Origin of the sequence: Candidatus Synechococcus spongiarum SH4 (assembly GCF_000586015.1) — a bacterium.
In the GTDB taxonomy this organism is placed as follows: domain Bacteria; phylum Cyanobacteriota; class Cyanobacteriia; order PCC-6307; family Cyanobiaceae; genus Synechococcus_B; species Synechococcus_B spongiarum_F.
The window spans coordinates 1-5244 of the sequence record NZ_JENA01000112.1; the positions used below are offsets into that span (position 1 = coordinate 1).

Below are 5244 nucleotides of genomic sequence, written 5' to 3' on the forward strand. Positions count from 1 at the left end.
GGCCGCTGCCTTGCCCCGATTGGTGCGCCAGTTGGCCGCGGACGGGCAATTTCCCATGGCCTTGCGCCAATCTCAAGTTGCCACGCTGCCCTTCTCCCCACAGGCCGGCACGGGATTACACCCTGTGCTGGTGATTGGCTGCGAACGCTCCACGGTGGCGGCCTGGCTTCAGACCATGGCGGCAGCCGGACTGACCCTGCGGCGCCTGGGCTGGTCATCCACCACGCTTCTGCGGGCATTCCAGGGGCTGCAACCCCTGTTTGGCGAACGGGAACTGGTGGGTCTGCTGGATCTTCAGCCCCGGACAAGCCGGCTCATCCTGGTGCTGGATGGGGCGCCCCGGACCATGGCATCTCTCCCCGGCCTGCCGGATCCCGGTTTTTACCAACGTCTCCAGCAGCGACTGGAGGGGGAAGAACCGGGGACGGACGGGGATCTGCCGCCCCTTGATCCTCAGGCATCCCAGGCCTTGACATGGGCCTTGATCAACACGGTGGAAACGGCGCAACAGCGCCGTGGGACCATGGCGCAACTCTACCTGGTGGGGCCTGGCAGCGCCTATCCCCACATTGCCGAGCAGATTGCGGATCAATCGGGCTGGCCCACAGCCCTGCTGGACCCCATGGCGCTGCTGCGGGTGCGCCACCCTCTCCCCCCGGAGGCGGTGGCGGGTTCCGCCATGGCCCAGTTGGTGACCACCGCCATGGAGGAGATCTGAACCATGGTCAAGGCATCAACCCACTGGGCCGGGGTGGACCTGCTGACGGAACAGCGTCAGGCATTGGGGCTGAACCCCCGCACCGGCCGGCAGCCTCCCTGGTGCTGCTGCGGGGCGCAGCAGCCGGGCTGGCCCTGATCGTCATGGCGGCGGCGCTGGGGGCGGCGGCCATGCGTGAGCGCCAGGTCTGGAACCATCGGGTGGCGGCCCTGGCGCCAGAGGCCCGGGAGCATGATCACCTGCAAGAGCAGTTGCAGCAGAGCCACCATCATCTGGCCCGACTGCGGCAGAGCAATGGGGCGCTGGTGCAGGCCCTGACCGCCCACCGCCCCCACTCGCTTCTGTTGATGGAGTTGGCGGAGCGCACCCCCGATGGCGTCCAACTGCTGGAACTCAACGGCGCGCCGGACGGCATCACCATGAAGGGGCAGGCCGAGAACTGGCCTCTGGTGAACCTGTTCCAACTGCAATTGCAGGCATCGCCCCTGTTCCAGCAGGGCGCAGGGGTGCAAGTGAAGGGGCTCAGACAACCAGGGGCCACAGGGACGCCCAACCGGGTGAACTTCCAGCTCACAGCCCGCTTCCAACCCCAATCCCTCACCCAACTGCGTCTCCACCTTCAGCAGCGGGAGGCCCCTGGCCTGGTGCGGCGCCTCCACCTGCTGGAGGTCCATGGGCTGCTGCCCCCTGTGCAATCTCACCCCACCACCCATGACCAGCTTCAGTAGCCTGTCTTCCCCCAAGCAGCAGGTGCGTCAGGAACACGTCCTGCTGGCCTTCCCCATGGTGGCGGCAGGCCTGGTGACACTGGCGCTCCTGCTGGTGTGGGTGTTGCCCCAGTGGCGGCAGCAACAGGCGCTCATCCGGGATCGGGACGCCATCCTGCACAAGCAACAGCAATTGGACCAGCAGCGCCAGGCTCTGGCCACGGCCCGGCGGCAGGTGCAGCAGCAGGTGAACCGTCAGGCCCAGATTCTGGCGCTTATCGCCCCGACGCGCCAGTTGGACACCATGCTCACCGCCCTGGCCGACTCCGCCCGGGCCCACAACGTGACCCTTGTGCGCTATGAACCCCGCCAGCCCGTCGGGGGCGCCCCGGTTACCCCCGCTGCCGAAGTCGGGGCGGCAGTGGACGGGGACGCACCGGAGAACAGTGCAGGGGAGCAAGAAACCGCTGCCGCCGCCGGAGATCCTCTGCTGGCCACGGGCCTGAAAAAACAGGAGGTGCTGCTCACCTTTGAAGGGGGCTATGGGGATATCCTGGCGGTCCTGCAAAGCCTGGAGTTGTTGCAACCCCTGGCGGTGGCCCATGACCTGAAGCTGGAAGGGCGGCCCCCTTCAGCAGAACAACCGGAAGATCAACCCCAGGCAACCCGGGCCGTGACCACCCGCATGAACCTGAGATTGACGGTCTACATGCAGGCGGAAGAAGGCTGACCCCTGCCGGTTGTAGACTGCCTCTGAGGGTATTCCGTCTTCCCATGCCTCCATGGTTGCTCCCCGCACTGCTCACCGGCGGGCTGACGTCCTTCCGGGACATCCGGGAGGGATCAGCTCAACAGATGGTTCAAGGGAGTGGCGCTGAAGGCTGACGTGGCGGCGCCAATCCAGCGGTGAGACCACCAGAACAGCGCCACAGCCAACAGAATGCCCCCGTAGGCAGGGCGCAGGAACTCGGACAACACCAGCTTCTGCCGCCCGTCCAAGACCGCTTGGAAGGGAATCACGGAGGTGGTGCGGCGCATTTCTTCAAACGCTTTGCCGAAGCGTTGCTGCAGCCGTCGGTCCCCGTGCCACACGGCAAATAGATGGTGAGCCATGAGCCCCAGGCTGGTCACAAGGGCAAAGCTGGTGCCGAGCCACAGGGTGTGGGTGAAGCACCAGAGCAGTTGACCCACCATCTGGGGATGGCGGCTGATGCGCAGGATCCCTGTGGCGTAGAGACGCATCCGGGGCTTGAGCAGGGCCGGGATTTCCAGCAGGTGAAAGGTGGCTGGATAGAGGAAGAGAAAGCTCAGCGCCGTCAATCCCCACACCGCAGTCGCCAGGCCAGGTGCCCCCTGCAGATTCCACAACCGCAGGCCATCGTAGCGGTGGGTCAGGAAGTAGGCCACCAGCAGCACGGCCATGGGCAGGCTGGCGCCCACAAAGATCAGTCGCCACAGCCGGTTGCCCAGGCGCTGTTCCCCCCAGAGCCGCAGGGCGGCGCCGCCGCTATGGATGATGGCGAATCCCAGCAACAGCAACAGCATCACCAGGCTTGTGTGATGCACGGAAACCACGTCAGGGGAGGTTGGGCGGTGTGGCCGGGGTGGGCGTATCACTTACCCGCACCCGTTTACTGGCAATCAACGCGCCATCCGGGTGTACCAGCATGACGGTCCAGGTTTGGCCACCGGGTGTGTAGGGCGCCTGGACCCGCTTGAACAGGCCGCCAGCATGGAGTGTGACCAGTTGAATGGTGGGGGCGCGCATGATCTGCGCCTCATAGGGACTCACCTCCAGGATGCCCCCCGCCAGCAGACCACTGTCAAGGGGATCGTCCAGAATCACGTCCACGTCATAGCGTTGGCCGGTCAGCACGGCATCGGGGATTTGCAGGGTCACCGGCAACCGCTGATCGCCACTGTAGACCCATGATTCCTCCTCCAGCACCTCCTGCTCAAGAATTTGCCCTTGGCGGCTGGAGACCGCCAAGGTTTGCGTGGCCTCCAACTGATAGAGAACGCCGGCCACCTCCCCCATGCCGCGGACTTCCAGTTCCAGGCGCGCCCGGCCGTCCGCGAAGGGCTGGCCCTGGCTCACCTGCCATGTGAGGGGTCCGAATCTCTCCTCCAGTCGCTCCAGCCGGGCCAGCAACTGCTGGGGATCCGTGGTCCCCTCCTGGTTGATCAAGGCCGTGAGGCCCGCGGCGTCATTGTTGTTGAGCGCCGGTGGAGACGGTCCACCAGTTGGCTCTCCAGCCGGGCCGCGTGACCAGGCTGGAGCAACGAGGCGCCAGCCAGAGCCCATGCTGCGGTGGTGGACGCCAACCTGGCGGAGATGGACATGGATGGGGTGCGCCCCTGGAAGCTTCTCTCCTACGGTATCCGTTTTCCGGGGGGCATCGCCATGGCGCGCCTGCTGATTGCCGCCAGTGGCACCGGTGGCCATCTCTTCCCGGCTGTGGCTGTTGCGGAAATGCTTCCCCACTGGGACATTCACTGGCTGGGCGCCCGGGATCGCCTGGATAGCCGGCTGGCGCCCGGGCATTACCCCCTGCACTGGGTGGCCATTGGCGGCTGGCAAGGGGGTTGGCGGGAGCGGCTGCTGCGGCTGTTGCAACTGCTGGGGGCGGTCTGGACGGTGCGACGGCTCCTGCACCGGCAACGCATTGCCGTGGTGTTCACCACAGGGGGATACATTGCCGCCCCGGCCATTCTGGCGGCGCGCCTGGCAGGGGTGCCAGTGCTGCTCCATGAATCCAACGTGGTGGCTGGCCGCGTCACCCGTTTGCTGGGTGGCTTGTGCAGTGGTTTGGCCGTGGGCTGCCGTTCAACCAGACTCGGCTGCTCCCCCGCCCGGGTCTGGTACACAGGGACACCGGTGCGCGCCGACTTCTACCGCCCGGCTCCGCTGCCGGAATGGGCGCCCCGTGGGTCCGGTCCATTATTGGTGGTGATGGGGGGCAGCCAGGGGGCCCGGGGCCTGAATCACATGGTGCGGCAACAGGTCCGGCCTTGGTTGGAGGCGGGGTGTCGGGTGGTTCACCTCTGCGGGCGGAATGACCCGGACACGGGAAGTCTGCGGGATCCCGCCTACGTGGAGCGCCAGTTCACAGGGGAGATGGCTGGCCTGCTGCAACACGGGGATCTGGCCATCAGCCGCGCCGGAGCGGGCAGCATCAGCGAGCTGGCGGCAAGCGGTTGTCCAGCCGTACTGGTGCCCTATCCCCATGCGTCGGATCAGCATCAGGAAGCAAACGCCGTGGCGGTCGCCGCCCTCGGCGCCGCGGTCATCGTCCACGAAAACCCCGATGGAGAACCACTGCGCCGCGCCGTCCGGCGACTGTTGGAACCCCGCCTGCAAGGGGTGACGCCCGCTCTGGATCCACTGGCGGCCATGGCGGCCGCCATGGAGCGTTTGGCCAGGAACGAGGCAGCGGCGGATGTGGCGAAAGTCTTGCAGACCTTGCCTCAAACGTAAGGGAACCGCTGCCCTTCTCTCCTCAAAATTGACAAAGGCGGCACCCAGATTCGAACTGGGGATAAAGGATTTGCAATCCTCTGCCTTACCACTTGGCCATGCCGCCGCCACGGAGCCGCGCTCCTTCCATGCATAACTCTAGCAAGCCCCCTGCCCCGCCCCTGCTGGTGCTCAGCAATGGTCACGGGGAAGACCTGATTGCCGCCCGTGTGCTCACGGCCTTGCGGCGGCAGGGGTATGACGCCCTGATGGAGGGCATGGCCCTGGTGGGTCTGGGGGATGGGCTGGCATCCGTTCCGGGGCTGCGGCCCATTGGGCCACGGCAACAACTCCCCAGTGGC

7 protein-coding genes, 1 tRNA gene and 1 pseudogene are annotated in these 5244 nt (G+C 66.2%); 6 read left to right on the forward strand and 3 right to left on the reverse strand.

Annotation, left to right across the window (positions count from 1 at the left end; all coding sequences use genetic code 11):
• The 4 genes from BG35_RS13080 to BG35_RS0106085 form a co-directional block, all read left to right on the forward strand.
• The coding region (locus tag BG35_RS13080) for a hypothetical protein (RefSeq protein ID WP_034417438.1) at positions 1 to 718 on the forward strand (718 nt) is incomplete at its 5' end.
• Between the two features lie 3 nt (positions 719 to 721).
• Positions 722 to 856, forward strand: a complete 135-nt coding sequence (locus tag BG35_RS13810) for a hypothetical protein (RefSeq protein WP_269087826.1) — start codon at positions 722 to 724, stop codon at positions 854 to 856.
• Entirely contained in the window at positions 820 to 1446 is a 627-nt protein-coding gene (locus BG35_RS13085) for a PilN domain-containing protein (protein WP_025782129.1), read from the forward strand. The genes BG35_RS13810 and BG35_RS13085 overlap by 37 nt, the downstream gene beginning before the upstream one ends.
• Entirely contained in the window at positions 1430 to 2155 is a 726-nt protein-coding gene (locus BG35_RS0106085) for a hypothetical protein (protein ID WP_025782130.1), read from the forward strand. The genes BG35_RS13085 and BG35_RS0106085 overlap by 17 nt, the downstream gene beginning before the upstream one ends.
• Positions 2156 to 2268: 113 nt before the next feature.
• On the opposite strand, the gene BG35_RS0106090 is transcribed toward BG35_RS0106085, so the two are convergent.
• The gene (locus tag BG35_RS0106090) at positions 2269 to 2970 is read right to left on the reverse strand and encodes an NnrU family protein (RefSeq protein WP_025782131.1); all 702 of its coding nucleotides are present in this window, start codon (positions 2968 to 2970) and stop codon (positions 2269 to 2271) included.
• Between the two features lie 31 nt (positions 2971 to 3001).
• Positions 3002 to 3730 carry a DUF8623 domain-containing protein gene (locus BG35_RS0106095; RefSeq protein WP_025782132.1) on the reverse strand — a complete coding sequence of 243 codons (729 nt, stop codon included), beginning with the start codon at positions 3728 to 3730 and terminating at the stop codon, positions 3002 to 3004.
• Positions 3731 to 3829: 99 nt separating this feature from the next.
• Between BG35_RS0106095 and BG35_RS0106100 the strand changes: the two genes are divergently transcribed.
• Positions 3830 to 4903 carry a UDP-N-acetylglucosamine--N-acetylmuramyl-(pentapeptide) pyrophosphoryl-undecaprenol N-acetylglucosamine transferase gene (locus BG35_RS0106100; RefSeq protein ID WP_025782133.1) on the forward strand — a complete coding sequence of 358 codons (1074 nt, stop codon included), beginning with the start codon at positions 3830 to 3832 and terminating at the stop codon, positions 4901 to 4903.
• 35 nt (positions 4904 to 4938) lie between these two features.
• Here the strand turns inward: BG35_RS0106100 and BG35_RS0106105 are convergent.
• Positions 4939 to 5009 (reverse strand) — tRNA-Cys (locus tag BG35_RS0106105).
• A 22-nt stretch (positions 5010 to 5031) separates the two neighbouring features.
• Between BG35_RS0106105 and BG35_RS10625 the strand changes: the two are divergent.
• Positions 5032 to 5244, forward strand: a pseudogene (locus tag BG35_RS10625) (lipid-A-disaccharide synthase-related protein); the annotation flags it as partial.